This window comes from Serratia sp. HNCC26DJ206, assembly GCF_057180605.1.
Genome location: NZ_JBXUGP010000019.1, coordinates 70,750 through 86,758, shown reverse-complemented (window position 1 = coordinate 86,758; position 16,009 = coordinate 70,750). Strand labels below are relative to the sequence as shown.

At 56.5% G+C, this 16,009-nt stretch carries 16 protein-coding genes and 1 pseudogene; 9 read left to right on the top strand and 8 right to left on the bottom strand.

Translation table 11 applies throughout. The features are described 5' to 3' along the window. Positions 1–212 precede the first annotated feature (212 nt). From AC2A1E_RS14240 to modE, 4 genes are all read right to left on the bottom strand, one after another. Positions 213–1,034, bottom strand: a complete 822-nt coding sequence (locus AC2A1E_RS14240; RefSeq protein WP_484384308.1) for a lysostaphin resistance A-like protein — start codon at positions 1,032–1,034, stop codon at positions 213–215. A gap of 195 nt (positions 1,035–1,229) precedes the next feature. Further along, positions 1,230–1,802: a cysteine hydrolase family protein gene (locus AC2A1E_RS14235; protein WP_473190494.1), complete on the bottom strand. Its 573-nt coding sequence runs from the start codon at positions 1,800–1,802 to the stop codon at positions 1,230–1,232. Positions 1,803–1,922: 120 nt separating this feature from the next. Next, positions 1,923–3,395, bottom strand: a complete 1,473-nt coding sequence (modF, locus tag AC2A1E_RS14230) for a molybdate ABC transporter ATP-binding protein ModF (RefSeq protein ID WP_484384329.1) — start codon at positions 3,393–3,395, stop codon at positions 1,923–1,925. Positions 3,396–3,610: 215 nt separating this feature from the next. Further along, a complete protein-coding gene (gene modE, locus AC2A1E_RS14225; protein ID WP_484384307.1) occupies positions 3,611–4,402 on the bottom strand; it encodes a molybdenum-dependent transcriptional regulator in 792 nt (263 codons plus the stop codon). Between the two features lie 179 nt (positions 4,403–4,581). Between modE and AC2A1E_RS14220 the strand changes: the two genes are divergently transcribed. From AC2A1E_RS14220 to modC, 4 genes and pseudogenes are all read left to right on the top strand, one after another. Next, positions 4,582–4,725, top strand: coding sequence for an AcrZ family multidrug efflux pump-associated protein (locus AC2A1E_RS14220; RefSeq protein WP_459399389.1), 144 nt, complete (start codon positions 4,582–4,584; stop codon positions 4,723–4,725). Between the two features lie 139 nt (positions 4,726–4,864). Further along, a pseudogene (gene modA, locus AC2A1E_RS14215) lies at positions 4,865–5,632 on the top strand (molybdate ABC transporter substrate-binding protein); the annotation flags it as partial. A 127-nt stretch (positions 5,633–5,759) separates the two neighbouring features. Further along, complete coding sequence (gene modB / locus AC2A1E_RS14210) at positions 5,760–6,449, top strand: molybdate ABC transporter permease subunit (protein WP_484384306.1); 690 nt, start codon at positions 5,760–5,762, stop codon at positions 6,447–6,449. Continuing rightward, entirely contained in the window at positions 6,450–7,517 is a 1,068-nt protein-coding gene (modC, locus tag AC2A1E_RS14205; RefSeq protein WP_484384305.1) for a molybdenum ABC transporter ATP-binding protein ModC, read from the top strand. It abuts the gene before it with no gap. A 33-nt stretch (positions 7,518–7,550) separates the two neighbouring features. Here modC and AC2A1E_RS14200 read toward each other — a convergent pair whose 3' ends face one another. After that, positions 7,551–8,375, bottom strand: a complete 825-nt coding sequence (locus AC2A1E_RS14200; protein WP_484384304.1) for a pyridoxal phosphatase — start codon at positions 8,373–8,375, stop codon at positions 7,551–7,553. 173 nt (positions 8,376–8,548) lie between these two features. Between AC2A1E_RS14200 and pgl the strand changes: the two genes are divergently transcribed. Beyond that, positions 8,549–9,544, top strand: a complete 996-nt coding sequence (pgl, locus tag AC2A1E_RS14195; RefSeq protein WP_484384303.1) for a 6-phosphogluconolactonase — start codon at positions 8,549–8,551, stop codon at positions 9,542–9,544. A gap of 175 nt (positions 9,545–9,719) precedes the next feature. Here the strand turns inward: pgl and AC2A1E_RS14190 are convergent, their stop codons facing one another. Further along, positions 9,720–10,202, bottom strand: coding sequence for a kinase inhibitor (locus AC2A1E_RS14190; RefSeq protein ID WP_484384302.1), 483 nt, complete (start codon positions 10,200–10,202; stop codon positions 9,720–9,722). A gap of 79 nt (positions 10,203–10,281) precedes the next feature. After that, on the bottom strand, positions 10,282–11,556 hold the full coding sequence (gene bioA, locus AC2A1E_RS14185) for an adenosylmethionine--8-amino-7-oxononanoate transaminase (protein ID WP_484384301.1): 1,275 nt from the start codon (positions 11,554–11,556) through the stop codon (positions 10,282–10,284). Positions 11,557–11,647: 91 nt separating this feature from the next. Here bioA and bioB point away from each other — a divergent pair, with 91 nt between their 5' ends. Genes bioB through bioD form a run of 4 tightly spaced genes read left to right on the top strand, consistent with a single transcriptional unit; the run spans position 11,648 to position 15,266 of the window. Then, positions 11,648–12,685 (top strand): biotin synthase BioB, encoded by a 1,038-nt coding sequence (bioB, locus tag AC2A1E_RS14180; protein WP_484384300.1) that lies wholly within the window; start codon positions 11,648–11,650, stop codon positions 12,683–12,685. After that, the gene (bioF, locus tag AC2A1E_RS14175; RefSeq protein ID WP_484384299.1) at positions 12,685–13,836 is read left to right on the top strand and encodes an 8-amino-7-oxononanoate synthase; all 1,152 of its coding nucleotides are present in this window, start codon (positions 12,685–12,687) and stop codon (positions 13,834–13,836) included. Before bioB ends, bioF begins: the two co-directional genes overlap by 1 nt. Further along, positions 13,820–14,587 carry a malonyl-ACP O-methyltransferase BioC gene (bioC, locus tag AC2A1E_RS14170; RefSeq protein WP_484384298.1) on the top strand — a complete coding sequence of 256 codons (768 nt, stop codon included), beginning with the start codon at positions 13,820–13,822 and terminating at the stop codon, positions 14,585–14,587. The genes bioF and bioC overlap by 17 nt, the downstream gene beginning before the upstream one ends. Next, positions 14,580–15,266 (top strand): dethiobiotin synthase, encoded by a 687-nt coding sequence (gene bioD / locus AC2A1E_RS14165; protein ID WP_484384297.1) that lies wholly within the window; start codon positions 14,580–14,582, stop codon positions 15,264–15,266. The genes bioC and bioD overlap by 8 nt, the downstream gene beginning before the upstream one ends. A gap of 11 nt (positions 15,267–15,277) precedes the next feature. Here the strand turns inward: bioD and AC2A1E_RS14160 are convergent, their stop codons facing one another. After that, positions 15,278–15,988 (bottom strand): ATP-binding cassette domain-containing protein, encoded by a 711-nt coding sequence (locus tag AC2A1E_RS14160; protein WP_484384296.1) that lies wholly within the window; start codon positions 15,986–15,988, stop codon positions 15,278–15,280. Positions 15,989–16,009: the final 21 nt, after the last annotated feature.

Sequence of the window (16,009 nt, the reverse complement as noted above, 5' to 3'; positions counted from 1 at the left end):
CGTGACTCAACGCATTGCAAAAAATAATGGGGGAAAAGATAACATGCTCGTGGAGAGAAAAAGGTGATCTATCGCCAATAATGGAATCGTTTACATTGGCTGGGGATCTCAATAACAAGCGGATTAGCAGCAGATTGAAGACGAAGAAGAGAGAGTGAGTGGTAACGTTTTCATATTTTTGTTCGGCAGGGAAAACCTGCCGAACAGCAAGGCTATGGATGCTGATACAAAGGATAGGTGAAAAACAGCAGATGGGTCAGATTAAGACCAAAATGGAAAATAATCGGCACCCACAGGCGGCCGCTCCACATCCAGGCCAGACCATAAATCACCCCGGCCAGCGTAGCGAATGCCACCATTAGCATTCCACCGGCAAAGTGCGCGGCACCAAACAGCAGGGCAGTGATAATTAGCGCCGGATAAGCGCCGATCCACTGGCGTATGCGTTGCTGCAAATAGCCACGGAATAGCGCTTCTTCGGCCAGAGAAACAAAAAATAGATTGGCCATCATGAATGCCAGGATCCACGGAGGCATATGCAGCTCAATCCTCAGGCCGCCGAGCGCGACGGCCAGCAGCAACAGTGCTGGAACCGCCAACACCAGAATTACCCAGGCGCTGACACCGACCTGTTTGTCGGCCTTGCCAGCATTAAACAGCGTCGGCAGGCAGGCAAACAGCAGGAAGGGCACTAACGCTTTGTCGAAGTTGTAATACAGAGAATAGGGCGCACTCAGTGGCCCGACTTTTTCCTGGACGACCATTAACGGGTTGTTGAAGCCCGGTATCAGGTGAGAAAACAGCGCCAGAGAACAGGCAACCAGAAAGATTTCCAGAATGAGTGCGACAGCGCGCTGCTCGCGGTATTGGTGATGCAGCCAGACCGCAAGGGCGATCGGTGCCAGGCAAGCCAGGCTGAGCGGCGTGAGAATGTGATGGTAGATCCCCATCCCCACAGCGGCGGCCAAAACGGCCCAGGCAAGCAGCCGATTAAACGGTAAAAAAAACAATGAAGCCGAAAGTACGCCCCACATAGTTGCTATCCCTTTATCTAGAAACACCACACCCAATGCCGAAGGTTCGGCGTGTTAGTGACTTGTGAAATGAGTGCTAAGCGGGATAGTAGCACAGGGAAATTAATGTAATGGCTAGGACAGCGATGAAAACTGCTATTAAATCGAGGCGTTACCCCCTCTTGCTTGTCAATGGTAGCAGGAGCAAACCGGCATTCAGCCCTGCATCCAGGCTTGCGAACGTATGACTCTGCCGAGGTTTTGCAACGTCTCCAGGCTTTGTTGGTGAATATCTTCCGTTGGTGCCGTGCAGAGATCTTGTAATACCGTGACCTGGAAACCATTATCGTGCGCTTGCCGCGCGGTGCTTTCGATCGCCAGTGACGTACTGATGCCGCCCAGCAACAAATGATGGCAGCGGTGTTGCTGTAACCACGCTAACAAATTGTTACCGGCAAAGGCCGAAGTTGCTTTTTTTTCGAACTGCAAATCCTCTGGTTTTACCTCCAGCCCTTTCAGCCAGTGGCAACCCCCGTTGCTTAAACGCAGCGCGCCGATGTGTTTCAGGTGGTTGAACAACGGTGAATGGGGCGGAATATCGTGATAGTCATCGGCAAAACCGACCCGCACCCAGATAACCGGAATTTTGCGTACCCGTGCGTAAGCGGCAGCCGCATTGGTGTGGGCGATAATATCCTGCGTTACCAACTGTTCACGGCAGTGATTGGCCCGCCCTTTCGGGCCGGCCAAGTCTTCAATCAGGTCAATAATAATCAGTGCGGCGGACATATCCTCTCCAGAAAATCACTCTGCATACCTTTATGATAAAAGGCTAAGTGTGATGTGCTGCGGGGAAGTGTTGCCGAATATGTCATCGGATGAGGGGCTAGCCCCTCATCCGTAGGAAGTTTATGCCAGCGTATCGTACTGATAGCGATAACCGTCACCTTCAGCAACAAACGTCAGGCGGTGGGTGATGCATTGCGGCGCATCTTCGGCGTGGTGCGAAACAAACAGCAGTTGGGTAGCACCTTGCTGAATCAGCACATCGATAAAGCGCCGCACCAGTTGGCGGTTCAGCGGATCCAGCCCCTGTAAGGGCTCATCAAGGATCAGTAGCGCCGGGTGCTTAACCAGCGCGCGAGCGATCAGCGCCAACCGCTGTTGACCCCAGGAAAGGCTATGGAATGGTGCATCACCTTGCGCCCCGCCAAGCCCGAGCAGACTCAGCCATTGGGTGGTCAGCTTTTGCTGGCGATCGGAAACCGCCTGATAGATACCGATCGAATCGAAAAAGCCTGACAGGATTACGTTACGCACGCTGGAACTGATGCGATAATCCAGATGCAGGCTGCTGCTGACGTAACCGATATGGCGCTTGATGTCCCAGATGGTTTCACCGCTGCCGCGTCGGCGGCCGAACAGCGTCAGATCGTTGCTGTAGCCCTGTGGATGATCGCCGGTAATCAGGCTTAGCAGCGTGGATTTACCCGCACCGTTCGGGCCGACGATCTGCCAGTGCTCGCCGGGATTCACCTGCCAACTGAGCTGGTTGAGGATCGGGCGATCGTTATAGCTCACCACGCCATCGCGCAGCACGATCAACGGTTGGTCGGCTGGCAGCGTGGTTTTCTGCGTCGGATCCTCGGTTTCTGGCAGCATCAGGCCGCTGAGATTCTCGCTGTGTGCCAACTGAGCGACCAGCGCGTCGGCCATCACTTGCTCACGCGGCCCCTGGCTGGTTAGGGTACAGTCTGCCAAAACGCCGACCTGCTGAATAAAATCCGGGATCTCATCAAAACGGTTGAGCACCAGCACTAGCGTATAGCCTTGCTGTGCAAGTGTTCCCAACAGCGTAGCGAGTTGAGCCCGTGAGTTGACGTCCAGGCCATCGAAGGGTTCATCGAGGATCAACAAGTCCGGCTGCGGCATCAGGGCTTGGCACAGCAGCGTTTTACGCGTTTCGCCGGTGGACAGATACTTGAAACGGCGTGAAAGCAGGGGAGTAATGCAAAACTGTGCGGCTAATTGCTGGCAACGTGCCGGATCCTGCACTTCTTCCTGAATGATTTCTGCGGTGGTACGGCCGGTATCGTCTTCGTCGGGGCTGAGCAGGTCGGTATTGTTGCGTTGCCATTCATCGCTGACCAGCTTTTGCAATTGCTCGAACGAAATCCGTATCACGCGGTGAAAATCGCTGTGACGTTCGCCTTGCAGTAATATCAATTCATCCGCCAACGCGCGCGCCAGAGCCGATTTACCGCTGCCATTGGCGCCGACAAACGCCCAACTGTCGCCGGATTTAATCTCCAGTTGATCGAGCTGCAACGTGCGAGTATCGCTTAAACGAAATGAACCTTGCGAAATGTGCAACAGCGACATCATTTATTCCCTGTTCTGCAATTATTTGCTTTATACCCTTCATACTTCAAGTTGCATGTGCGTTGGCTTTCCTCGCTCACCCCAGTCACTTACTTGAGTAAGCTCCTGGGGATTCTCTGCGTTGCCGCCTTCCTGCAACTCGAATTATTTTGGGTATAGAAATAGGCGCATGGGGAAAAGATGTCAATCGACAATACTGCAACATCATGTTGCGCTTAACACAACGTGGCAACAATCACCCGATCGGCATTGAATAAGGCGTGTACCGCCGAGCCAGCGCTCAGCTTTAGCTGTGCCAATTCTTGATTAGCGACGGTAGCGCACAGGGTTTCGCCTCCTTTCAGCGTTACCAGCACCTCGCTGTGTTCGCTGCCAGGCTGAATGCTGGCCACCGTGCCTTCCAGCGCATTGTCGGCCAGCCCGTTCAGCGCCGGATCGGTGTTGAGTTTGACCCAAGGGGCTTTAATCAGCGCCAGTACCTCTTTCCCAGGGGCCAGGAGCAGCCGATCGGCACTTTGCTGGGTGACGGCGGCGGTCAGGCGGGTATGGCCATCGGCCAGCAGTAGGCTGATATGTTGCTGCACCTGCTGGTGATCGCGCTCAATCACGGTACCGAAGAACTGATTGCGGGCGCTGGTTTGCAATGAGAAACGGGCGATCGCCGCCAGCAGGCTGTCGAGCGGCAGGTTGTCCTGTTGCAGCACGTCAAAGGCTTTTTGCTGGATCTGGCCCAGTAGATCGTAAAGCTGGATCAGCCGCTGGCCGTAATGGGTCACCTGCGCACCGCCGCCGCCTTTACCGCCGGTCGCACGTTCCACCACCGTCTGTTCCGCCAACTGATTCATTTCATTGATGGCATCCCAAGCGCTTTTATAGCTGATGCCTGCCAGTTTAGCCCCTTGGCTGATCGAACCGGTATGCTCAACCTGTTTAAGCAGCGCAATGCGGCGCGGATCGGCGAACAGTTTCTGCTGGAGTTTTAAGGTGAGGAGGATCTCGGCCTGCATGATAGGTTCCATCGGCGGCTAAAAGGTTATTGTCGCCGATTTGGCCGAAAGCACCAAATGAGCACGTTTCGCAGGTGCTAAATTTCTCTCAGTCTTTAAAATAACGGGGTTTTTGCATGCTTTTTGGTTTACAGTGAAACCTGCGCAGCCGTTTAAATAAGCAGTACAGTGAGGCTACTATGTTGGAATTATTGAAAAGTCTGTTGTTTGCCGTGGTCATGGTACCCATCGTGATGGCCGTTATCCTTGGCCTGATCTATGCTCTGGCAGAAGTGTTTAACGTCTTCTCCAAAATCGGCCATTCAAAAGAAAAACGCAGCTAATCCCCATCTCTGACGCCCGCTGGGTCTTTCGGCGGGTGTTTCTCAAGCTATCTCTCGCTTTGCCGATAAACCGCATGACAAGGTTCCGTATTGCGTTATATTATTTTTTATATAACGAGAGTCATTCCCGGAGAAAGTAATGAAACAACAATGGTCCAAGTGGATTGGCGGTATGGCATTGGCTTCTGGTTTGGTGGCACAGGCAACGGCGGCAGAAAAAATTACCGTTTTTGCCGCCGCTTCGCTGACTAACGCGGTGCAGGAGATCGCCACCCAATATCAGCAAAGCAAAGGTGTGCCGGTCGTCTCCTCTTTTGCTTCTTCATCCACCTTGGCACGCCAGATTGAGCAAGGGGCTCCGGCGGATCTGTTTATCTCTGCCGATCAGCAGTGGATGGATTACGTTATAGATAAACAGCAGATGGTGAAAGATACCCGCTATACCCTGTTGGGCAACGAACTGGTGCTGATCGCCGCCAAATCGGCCAAACAGAGCAAAATCGATATCAGCAAAACCACCGATTGGGCCAAGTTACTCAACGGTGGCCGTTTGGCGGTGGGCGATCCGGATCACGTCCCGGCCGGGCTTTACGCCAAGGAAGCGTTGCAGAACCTGGGGGCTTGGGCCGTGCTGGAGCCAAAACTGGCGCGTGCCAACAACGTGCGTAGCGCCATGGCGCTGGTGGAACGTGAAGAAGCGCCATTAGGGATTGTTTATGGTTCCGATGCCGTTGCCAGTGATAAAGTGAAAGTGGTTGGCCTATTCCCTGCAAGCAGCCATAAGCCGGTTGAATACCCGATGGCGATAGTCAAGGATCGCCAAAACCCAAGCGTCAGCGCTTTCTACACCTATCTGCAAGGCCCGGAAGCGGCTGTTATTTTCCAACGTTATGGATTTACCACGCGTATACCCCAAGTACTTGGAGTTGCAGGTAGGCGGCAACTGAGTGAAGCCCCAGGAGCTTACTCAAGTAAGTGACTGGGGTGAGGGAAGGCAGCCAACACTCCTGCAATTTCAAGTAATAAGGGTATAAATGATCTTGAGCGAGTATGAGTGGCAGGCCGTTGAGCTAAGCCTGAAAGTCTCCAGCCTGGCGGTGATCTGCAGTTTGCCGCTGGGCATTCTGATGGCCTGGATCCTGGTGCGTTGCCATTTCCCCGGTAAATCCTTACTGGACAGCATTATTCACCTGCCGCTGGTCCTGCCGCCGGTGGTGGTGGGTTATCTGTTACTGATCGCCATGGGCCGACGCGGTTTTATCGGCGAATGGCTGTATGACTGGTTTGGTTTCAGCTTCAGTTTTAGCTGGCGCGGTGCGGCGCTGGCTTCGGCGGTGGTGGCTTTTCCGTTGATGGTGCGCGCCATTCGATTAGCGCTGGAGGCGGTAGATACTCGCCTGGAACAGGCAGCCCGTACGTTGGGCGCGAATCCGTGGCGGGTGTTTTTCACCATCACGTTGCCGCTTTCGCTGCCCGGTATTATCGTTGGCGTGGTGTTGGCGTTCGCCCGTTCTTTGGGTGAATTTGGCGCAACCATCACCTTTGTTTCCAATATTCCCGGTGAAACCCGCACTATCCCATTGGCGATGTATACCCTGATAGAAACGCCCGGTGCGGAGGCTGCCGCTGCGCGCCTGTGCGTGATTGCTATCGTGCTCGCTTTGGCTGCCCTGATGGTTTCCGAATGGCTGGCCCGCTGGGGCCGCAAGCGTATGGGGCTATAGATGTTAGAACTGGATTTCTCCCAGCAGCTTGGCGATCTCAACCTCAATGTGCAGGCTAACCTGCCCGCGCAAGGCATTACCGCGATCTTCGGCCTTTCCGGTGCGGGTAAAACCACCCTGATCAATGCCATCGGCGGCCTGACGCGTCTGCAACAGGGCCGCATTGTGCTCAACGGCCGCACGCTGGTGGATACTACCAGCGGCATTTTCCTGCCGCCGGAAAAGCGCCGCGTTGGCTACGTTTTTCAGGATGCGCGCCTGTTCCCGCACTATCGCGTGCGCGGCAACCTTCAATACGGTATGGCGGCCAGTATGCGCAGCCAATTTGACAGCATTGTTGAACTGCTGGGGATTGCGCCATTGCTTAACCGTTTGCCATTAACCCTTTCTGGTGGCGAAAAACAGCGGGTGGCAATCGGCCGGGCTTTGCTCACCGCGCCGGAGCTGCTGCTGATGGATGAACCCTTGGCCTCACTCGATCTGCCGCGCAAGCGTGAACTGTTGCCCTATCTGGAACGGTTGGCACAGGACGTCAATATCCCGATCCTTTACGTCAGCCACAGTATGGATGAGATCCTGCGGCTGGCGGAACAGGTGATGGTGCTGGATAACGGCCAGGTGCGTGCATTTGGCGGGCTGGAACAGGTGTGGGCCAGCAGCGCGTTGCGCCCCTGGTTACAGCGCGAAGATCAGAGCAGCGTGCTGCGCGTCAGCGTGCTTGAACATCACCAGCATTACGCCATGACCGCCTTGGCACTGGACGATCAACGCTTGTGGGTGAGCGGTATTGATGCGCCCGTCGGCACGCAATTACGCATCCGCATTAACGCCGCCGATGTTTCGCTGGTGCTGCAACCGCCGCTCAACAGCAGCATCCGTAATATCCTGCCGGCAAAAGTGGTGGAGTGTCTGGATGTTGATGGGCAGGTGGAAGTGAAGCTCGCGGTGGGGGAAAACGTTCTGTGGGCACGCATCACGCCCTGGGCGCGTGACGAATTGCTGATCAGGCCAGGGCTGTGGCTGTATGCGCAGATCAAGAGCGTGTCGATCAGCCGCGAAGGGCGCTGAATCTTCCCTCTTCGGTGAGAAGAGGGAAGCAGCTCACAGTCCAAGCACCCGCGTGCGGATCACTTCCGCGATGCCGGGTTGCAGGTGATCGGCGATCACCAGATCGGCGCGTTGTTTGATCGCATCATCGGCGTTCCCCATCGCGACGCCCAGCCCAGCGGCTTCCAGCATGCTCAAGTCGTTATAGTTATCACCAAATGCCACCACCTGATCCATAGTAAAACCTTGCGATTCTACCCACTGCTGCAAGCGGTTGCCCTTGCTGTTGCCACCTTTGGCGATATCCACCTGATCGTGCCATGACCATTCGCAGGCCAGACCCAGCTCTTTTTCCACTGTGTCGGCAAAGTTGCGCAATGCCGGGATATCGCTGTGCGAGGTAGCGAACTTCCAGATCGCCTGCGCGTCGTCGGCTGCCTGAACCAGGCTGTCGACCTGCAACAGCGTCGGGCGCTGGGCCTGCGGCAAGGTATCCGCCCACGCCAGCGAACGCGTCACATGGCCGCTGGTTTCCTGATACAGCATGGCATCATCCACATACATCAGGCCGTGAATGTTGCTCTGTTTGAGCATCTGTAACACCAGCTTGGCCTGATCTTTGGCTAGCGGATCGGCGGCCAGCACCTTTTTCTGCTGGAAATCGTACAGATAGGTGCCGTTGCAACAGATGGCAGGGGTATTGATTTGCAGTGCCTGATAGAAAGGATGAATGGCAACGTGGTGGCGGCCGGTAACGATTACCACTTGGATGCCAGCGGCGCGGGCTTCCGCCAAAGCAGCCAGCGACCGTGGCAAGATGCGTTTCTGGTTGTCCAGCAGGGTGCCGTCTAAATCAAGGGCAATAACACGGTAGCTCATAGCGATCTCATGGTTGTAGGCAAGGAAATTAGCTGAATGGTACAACGGATAACCGTTCGATAAAACCGCAAGGATTTCCTGCCCATGCTGGGTTGTTATGTGACGGATGTCAGGTAAGCTAGAGCAAACCGCAAAACTGAAACCGGTTACTCTTTCTCACTTAAGGAGCGCAAATGAAGCAAATCGTTTATGTTGCCAGCCCGGAAAGCCAGCAGATCCACGTTTGGCAGTTAGACGACCAAGGGGCGCTGGCGTTGCTGCAAACGGTTGATGCACCTGGGCAGGTGCAACCGATGGCGATCCACCCGGACAGAACCCATCTGTACGTTGGCGTGCGCCCGGCGTTTGGCATTGTCAGCTACCGCATTGAGGCCGACGGCTCGCTGCAGGAGGCGGGTATGGCACCGCTGCCGGGCAGCCCGACCCATATTTCAACTGATTTGCAGGGCCGCTATCTGTTCTCCGCCTCTTACAGCGGCAACTGCGCCAGCGTCAGCCCGATTGGCCGCGATGGCATCGTTACTGCTCCTATCCAGCAGATCGACGATCTAACCGCGCCGCACTCGGCGAATATCGATCCCACCAACCAGTTGCTGCTGGTACCCTGTCTGAAAGAAGATCGCATCCGCCTGTTCAACCTGAGCAAGGAAGGTAAATTAGCGCCACACGCTCAGGAAGCGGTACCGACTGCTGCCGGTGCTGGCCCGCGTCATATGGCGTTCCATCCAAACCATCAGTTTGCCTACTGCGTGAATGAGCTGGACGGCACGGTAGACGTGTTCGCCATCAGTGAAAACGGCGGCAAATATTCATTGGTGCAAACCCTGGACATGATGCCGACTGATTTTACCGGCACCCGCTGGGCGGCTGACATTCATATCACGCCGAACGGCCGCTTCCTGTACGCGAGCGATCGCACCGCCAGTATCCTGACCATTTTCAGCGTTTCCGCGAGCGGGAGCAGCATTGCGGTAGTAGGGCATCATGCAACAGAAGAGCAGCCGCGCGGGTTTAATATCGATCACAGTGGCCGCTTCGTGATTTCTGCTGGTCAGAAATCTGGCCATATTGAAGTGTGTGAAATCGATCAGGCCAGAGGAGTGCTGACCACGCTGGCGCGCTATCCGGTAGGTAAAGGCCCGATGTGGGTGAGCGTGCTGGCTAAATAATCAAACCGGTTGTGAAATTTTCAGGGTTCAGCATGCTGAACCCTAAAGACGACTGACAGAGCCCGGTATTAGGGAGAGCGTGCCGAAGGGGGAGCGGCGTAAGCCGCCGGAGTGCCCCTCGGTGCGCTAGGTCCGGGTATCTCGGGCTAAAAACCATCTATAGAGTTCAGCACTTTTAGCTGTATGTCACGGTCAAGCTGGCGTTGCCCAAGCTGTGGAAGTGAATATTGAATCCCACCATGGCACCGCTCGCGCCTTCATCCACCTCAATAGTCTCTACGTCTAGCGCATGAACTGTGAACTGGTAACGATGGCTTTCGCCCTGCGGTGGTGCAGCACCGCCATAACCGGCCTTGCCAAAATCGGTACGGGTCTGCACGGCACCTGCTGGCAAACCAGCCAGACCAGAGCCAGCACCCTGCGGCAGTTCATGCACGCTAGCCGGAATATTCGCCACTACCCAGTGCCACCAGCCAGAACCGGTCGGGGCATCAGGATCGTACACCGTCACAACAAAGCTTTTGGTGCCCTGTGGTGCGCCATCCCATGCCAGGTGTGGCGAAAGATTATCGCCGTGGTAACCCATGCCGTTAAATACCTGCCGTTCCGGCATTTTTGCGCCGTCTTGCAGATCGTGACTGTACAAACGAAACGCCATAATGACTCCCAGTTGTCGAAGGTGCCGAGCGCTTAAGCTAGATCGTTTTGCCCGAACAATCCAACCCTATCATTGCGGGTTATTCTGCCGCTGCGGCAATCGCCGCCGTCAGACGCGTGAGCTGTTCCGGCGTAATGATGTAAGGCGGCATCAGGTAAATCAGTTTGCCGAAGGGGCGGATCCACACGCCGCGCTCAACAAACCCGCGCTGTAACGCAGCCACATCCACCGGTTCACGCATCTCCACCACGCCAATTGCACCAAGTACCCGCACATCTGCCACTTTCGGCAAGGCTGCCAGTGGCAACAACTGTTGCCTGAGTTGCGACTCGATAGCCGCAACCTGCTGCTGCCAGCGGTTTTCCTCCAGCAATGCCAGGCTGGCACTGGCTACCGCGCAGGCCAGCGGGTTACCCATAAAGGTAGGCCCATGCATAAAGCAGCCTGCCGCACCGTTGCTGATGGTTTCGGCGACCGAACGGGTGGTCAGGGTGGCGGAAAGCGTCATATAGCCGCCGGTCAGCGCTTTGCCCAGGCAGAGAATGTCCGGCACGATGCCCGCATGTTCACAGGCGAACAGCTTGCCGGTACGGCCAAAGCCGGTGGCGATTTCATCGGCGATCAACAGGATTTGATAACGATCGCACAACTCGCGCACCCGTTGCAGATAGGTGGGGTGATAAATCCGCATGCCACCGGCACCTTGCACGATGGGCTCCAGGATCACCGCAGCAATTTCGCCACTGTGCTGCTCCAGCAAAGCGGCGAAGGGGGCGATATCCTGTTCATCCCAGGCTTCATCAAAGCGGCGCTGGGGCGCAGTGGCAAACAGATGCGGTGCAAGATAGCCCTGATACAGGCTGTGCATGGAGTTATCAGGATCGCACACCGACATCGCACCAAAGGTATCACCATGATAGCCGTGGCGCAGGGTCAGCACCCGCTGCCGCCGTTCCCCGCGTGCCTGCCAGTATTGCAGTGCCATTTTCAACGCGACTTCCACCGCGACGGAACCGGAGTCTGCCAGGAAGACGCATTGCAAGGCTTCCGGCGTCATCGCGATCAGCTGGCGGCATAGCGCAATGGCGGTGGGATGGGTAATGCCGCCGAACATCACGTGCGACATTTTCTCCAGTTGCTGCGTTGCTGCCTGATTCAGCTGCGGATGATTGTAGCCGTGGATGGCGGCCCACCAGGATGACATTCCGTCTATCAGCAGGCGGCCATCCGCCAGTTGCAGCTCAACGCCGCGAGCGGCTTCCACCGGATAACAGGGCAGTGGATGGCTCATCGAGGTGTAGGGGTGCCAGATATGGCGTTGATCGAAGGCGAGATCGTCATCAGTGAGGGACATTGTTGTAAACCAAAATAAAACAGAATGGTTGACAGTATATCCGCAATATTTACACTGACGACACTTTTTCCTCTCTTTGGAGACGCCGTCAATGGCCGATCGCATTCACTGGACAGTCGCGCAAGCCCAGGCGCTGTTTGATAAACCCCTGCTTGAACTGCTGTTCGAAGCGCAAACCGTTCACCGCCAGCATTTCGATCCGCAACAGGTTCAGGTCAGCACGCTGCTGTCGATTAAAACCGGGGCCTGCCCGGAGGACTGCAAGTATTGCCCACAAAGTTCACGTTATAAAACGGGGCTGGAATCCGAACGGCTGATGCAGGTGGAACAGGTACTGGAGTCTGCGCGTCAGGCCAAAGCGGCCGGTTCGACCCGTTTTTGCATGGGTGCTGCCTGGAAAAACCCGCACGAGCGCGATATGCCTTATCTGCAACAGATGGTGCAGGGGGTGAAAGCGCTGGGGATGGAAACCTGCATGACGCTGGGTATGTTGGATGGTACTCAGGCCGAGCGCCTGGCCGAGGCGGGTCTGGATTATTACAACCACAATCTGGATACCTCGCCGGAGTTTTACGGCAGCATCATCACCACCCGCACCTATCAGGAACGCTTGGACACGCTGGATAAGGTGCGCGAGGCGGGCATCAAGGTCTGTTCTGGTGGCATCGTCGGGCTGGGGGAAACGGTGAGCGATCGCGCTGGGCTGCTGGTGCAACTGGCCAATTTGCCAACGCCGCCGGAGAGCGTACCGATCAATATGCTGGTGAAAGTTAAAGGCACGCCGCTGGCCGATAACGCTGACGTTGATCCGTTTGATTTTATCCGCACCATCGCTATTGCGCGCATCATGATGCCGTCGTCCTATGTACGCCTGTCTGCGGGCCGTGAGCAGATGAGCGAGCAGACTCAGGCGATGTGTTTTATGGCCGGTGCCAACTCGATCTTCTACGGCTGCAAACTGCTGACCACCCCAAACCCGGACGAAGACAAAGATCTGCAATTGTTCCGCAAACTGGGGCTGAACCCGCAACAGACCGCCACCGCACATGGCGACAATCAACAACAGCAGGTGCTGGCAGAGCAGTTGTTGCATGCCGACACTGCTGAGTTCTACAACGCGGCGCTGTAATGAACTGGCAACTACGCATTGAACAGGCCCTGCGCGAGCGGCAACATGCCGCCGCTTACCGTCAGCGGCAGGTCAATCAGGGCGGCAATGGCCGCTATTTGCAGCTTAACGAACAACGCTATCTCAACTTTTCAGGCAATGATTATCTGGGGCTCAGCCAACATACCGAGGTGATCGCCGCCTGGCAGCAGGGCGCTGCGCGCTATGGCGTTGGCAGCGGCGGTTCGGGCCATGTCACCGGTTTTTGCCAGCCGCACTATGAGCTGGAGCAGCAACTGGCAGATTGGCTTGGCTACCCGCGTGCGTTGCTGTTGATCTCCGGTTATGCCGCCAATCAGGCTTTGTTGGCAGCGCTGATGCAGGCCGACGATCGCATTGTGGCGGATAAACTCAGCCATGCGTCAATCTTGGAAGCTGCCTCCCACTCACCTGCTCAGCTGCGGCGCTTTCGCCACAATCAGCCGCAGGCATTGGCGGCATTGCTGGAAAAACCCTGCGCTGGTCAGCAGTTGGCGATCACCGAAGGCGTTTTCAGCATGGATGGCGACAGCGCGCCGCTGGCTGAACTGCATCGCCTGACGCAACACGCCGGAGCCTGGCTGATGGTGGATGATGCGCACGGTATCGGCGTGCGCGGTGAACAAGGACGTGGCAGTTGTTGGCAGCAGGGAGTGCGCCCAGACGTGCTGGTGGTGACCTTTGGCAAAGCGTTTGGCGTCAGCGGTGCCGCGATCCTGTGCGATGAACCGCTGGCAGAATATCTGCTGCAGTTTGCTCGCCATCTGATTTACAGCACCGCTATGCCACCGGCGCAGGCCTGCGCTTTGCAGGCAGCGTTACGCTGTATCCAGCAAGGGGACGAGTTACGCAGCCAACTGCAACGCCATATTCAGCGTTTTCGTGCCGGGGTGGCGAACTTGCCGTTGACGCTAACCGATTCAGATACCGCCATCCAACCGCTGCTGGTGGGGGATAACCAGCGCGCCCTCGACTTGGCGCAACGCCTGCGCGAGCAGGGGCTGTGGGTTAGCGCCATTCGGCCACCTACGGTGCCGCCGGGCGGTGCACGCTTGCGCATCACTCTCACGGCGGCCCATCAGCCGCAGGACATCGACCGCTTGCTGGAGGTGTTGCATGACGTCAGTGCGTGAGGTGGTAAACAAACCCGCAGTGGCTGCGGCGTTCAGCCGCGCGGCGGAAAGCTACGATGCCGCGGCGGTGTTGCAGCGTGAGGTGGGTGAACGCTTACTGGGGATGGGATTGAACCACCCCGGCCTGCAACTGTTAGATGCCGGTTGCGGCACCGGCTATTTCAGCCGCCGCTGGCGCGATTTGGGCAAACAGGTCACGGCGTTCGATCTGGCACCGGGCATGCTGGCTTTTGCCCGCCAACGGCAGGCGGCAGATGATTATCTGTTGGGGGATATTGAGCATATCCCGCTGCCAGAGGCGGCGGTCGATATCAGTTTCAGCAGCCTGGCGGTGCAATGGTGCAGCGATCTACCGCGTGCGCTGGCCGAGCTGTACCGCGTGACGCGGCCCGGTGGCGTGATTTTGTTTTCCACGCTGGCGGCCGACTCTCTGCACGAGCTAGGGGATGCCTGGCAACAGGTGGACGGCGAACGTCATGTGAATGATTTTCTCTCCCCGTCGCAGATCGCCGCGGCCTGTGGCGATTATCGCCATCATCTGCAAGCGGTGTGGCAAACCCTTGCATACCCGGACGTGATGGCGTTAATGCGTTCACTGAAGGGAATCGGCGCCACGCACTTGCATCAGGGGCGCGAGGCGGGTTTGCTTTCCCGCCAGCGGCTGGCGGCATTGCAGGCGGCTTATCCGCGCCAGCGTGGCCAGTTTCCACTCAGTTATCATCTGATTTATGGAGTGATTTACCGTGATTGAGCGCTTTTTCGTCACCGGAACCGATACCGAAGTCGGTAAAACCGTGGCCAGCAGTGCGCTGTTGCAGGCCGCCGCTGCCGCAGGTTTACGCTGTGCCGGTTATAAGCCGGTGGCGTCCGGCAGCGAGATGACGCCTGATGGCCTGCGTAATACAGATGCGCTGGCGTTGCAGAAAAACAGCAGCGTGCCGTTGGGTTACGCCGAAGTAAACCCTTACACCTTCGCGGAGCCGACGTCGCCACATATCGCCAGCCAGGCAGAAGATCGGCCGATTTCTCTGATCCGGCTTTCTGCTGGTTTACGCCATCTTGAACAGCGTGCCGACTGGCTGCTGGTGGAAGGGGCCGGGGGATGGTTTACCCCGCTTTCTGAGCTGTATACCTTTGCCGATTGGGTACAACTGGAGCAGTTGCCGGTGATCCTGGTGGTGGGCATCAAGCTAGGTTGTATCAACCATGCTTTGCTCACGGCGCAGGCGATTCAGCAGGCGGGGCTGCCCTTGGCTGGCTGGATCGCCAACGATATCACCAAGCCCGGAAAGCGCCACCAGGAGTACCTCGCTACGTTGCTCCGTATGCTGCCAGCGCCGCTGCTGGGGGAGATCCTGCACCTGCCGCAGGTAGAGCAACAGACACTGGGTCAGTATCTCGATCTTACCGCCTTGCAATCCGCTGGCTGAGTGACAAAAGCTTATCCTGCCAGATAGGTATTAATTAATGCCTCATCAAGCTGTGCCAAGGTGCCGTTGGCCACGTTGCGGCCTTGATCCATCAGGAAAAAGCAATCCGCCACGTGGCGCACAAACGGCAATGTATGCTCCACCAGCAAAATGGTCATGCCTAATTCGTGATTCAGCCTGCGGATAATATTGCTGATTTCTTTCGCCTGCGAAGAGGAGATGCCTGCTGTTGGTTCATCGAGGATCAGCAACTCCGGCTCCAGCACCAGTGCGCGGGCGATCGCCAGCTGTTGCTGCTCATCGCCACACAAATCCCCGGCACGATACAGCAACATGGCCCGCAGATGGGGGAACAGACTGTAAATCATCGGCGGAATACGCCGGGTTTTGTCATGCCCGGCCAGCAGCGCTATCTGAAGGTTTTCCTCCACGCTCAGTTGGGAGAAGATTTGCCGCCCCTGCGGCACGTAACTGATACCCAGTGCCGCCCGATTTTCCATCGGCTGCTGCAACAGATTTTGCGGTGGTTCATTGGCCAGTTGCCAGGTCATGCTGCCGCTGACAATCGGCAAATGCCCCATAATGCAATTAACCAGCGTAGTTTTACCCACGCCGTTGCGGCCAAGCAACGTGGTGCATTGCCCACGCGGCAGTTCAAGGCTGACATCCCACAATATATGGTTATGCCCATAATATTGATTTACTGCGCGTAAACTTAGCATTTTGCATTCTCCTCAAAGAGG

Excerpts from the sequence above, each read along its gene's own strand:
- AC2A1E_RS14200 (WP_484384304.1), bottom strand. The coding sequence starts at position 8,375 with ATGAGCTACCGTGTTATTGCCCTTGATTTAGACGGCACCCTGCTGGAC.
- AC2A1E_RS14235 (WP_473190494.1), bottom strand. The coding sequence starts at position 1,802 with ATGTCCGCCGCACTGATTATTATTGACCTGATTGAAGACTTGGCCGGC.
- modB (WP_484384306.1), top strand. The coding sequence starts at position 5,760 with ATGATCTTGAGCGAGTATGAGTGGCAGGCCGTTGAGCTAAGCCTGAAA.
- bioC (WP_484384298.1), top strand. The coding sequence starts at position 13,820 with ATGACGTCAGTGCGTGAGGTGGTAAACAAACCCGCAGTGGCTGCGGCG.
- AC2A1E_RS14160 (WP_484384296.1), bottom strand. The coding sequence starts at position 15,988 with ATGCTAAGTTTACGCGCAGTAAATCAATATTATGGGCATAACCATATA.
- modE (WP_484384307.1), bottom strand. The coding sequence starts at position 4,402 with ATGCAGGCCGAGATCCTCCTCACCTTAAAACTCCAGCAGAAACTGTTC.
- AC2A1E_RS14190 (WP_484384302.1), bottom strand. The coding sequence starts at position 10,202 with ATGGCGTTTCGTTTGTACAGTCACGATCTGCAAGACGGCGCAAAAATG.
- modF (WP_484384329.1), bottom strand. The coding sequence starts at position 3,395 with ATGTCGCTGTTGCACATTTCGCAAGGTTCATTTCGTTTAAGCGATACT.
- modC (WP_484384305.1), top strand. The coding sequence starts at position 6,450 with ATGTTAGAACTGGATTTCTCCCAGCAGCTTGGCGATCTCAACCTCAAT.
- pgl (WP_484384303.1), top strand. The coding sequence starts at position 8,549 with ATGAAGCAAATCGTTTATGTTGCCAGCCCGGAAAGCCAGCAGATCCAC.
- AC2A1E_RS14240 (WP_484384308.1), bottom strand. The coding sequence starts at position 1,034 with ATGTGGGGCGTACTTTCGGCTTCATTGTTTTTTTTACCGTTTAATCGG.
- bioB (WP_484384300.1), top strand. The coding sequence starts at position 11,648 with ATGGCCGATCGCATTCACTGGACAGTCGCGCAAGCCCAGGCGCTGTTT.
- bioA (WP_484384301.1), bottom strand. The coding sequence starts at position 11,556 with ATGTCCCTCACTGATGACGATCTCGCCTTCGATCAACGCCATATCTGG.
- bioF (WP_484384299.1), top strand. The coding sequence starts at position 12,685 with ATGAACTGGCAACTACGCATTGAACAGGCCCTGCGCGAGCGGCAACAT.
- AC2A1E_RS14220 (WP_459399389.1), top strand. The coding sequence starts at position 4,582 with ATGTTGGAATTATTGAAAAGTCTGTTGTTTGCCGTGGTCATGGTACCC.